The following is a 274-nucleotide window of genomic DNA, read 5'->3' as shown; positions in this document are numbered from 1 at the left end:
AGTTACAAGTGATTTTGATACAGCGGTAAATCTGGATACAGCGGGAACTTATACTGTAACGCTAAACGCAGAAGACGAAAGTGGCAATAAAGCAGATCCAGTCACCATCACCGTTACTGTCGCTGATACAGAAAAACCAATTATCACAGCAGATACAACGATAACCTACGCAAAAGGAACTACCAAAACTGCTGCACAATTTTTAACAGATATCCACGCAACGACGAATGATGGATCCACCATTACGAGCAATTTTGACCCTGCTGTTCTGGAG

The 274-nt window shown here is 42.3% G+C and carries 1 protein-coding gene; it reads left to right on the top strand.

All coding sequences use genetic code 11. The annotated features are described in order from the left end of the window. Positions 1 to 274 (top strand): LapB repeat-containing protein (locus tag ACX6XY_RS30270; RefSeq protein WP_460337879.1); only part of this gene is annotated, 274 nt, incomplete at both ends.

Source organism: Streptomyces sp. O3 (genome assembly GCF_054788135.1).
The sequence above is the reverse complement of the archived record's forward strand: the minus strand, read 5'-3'. Positions and strand labels throughout refer to the sequence as shown.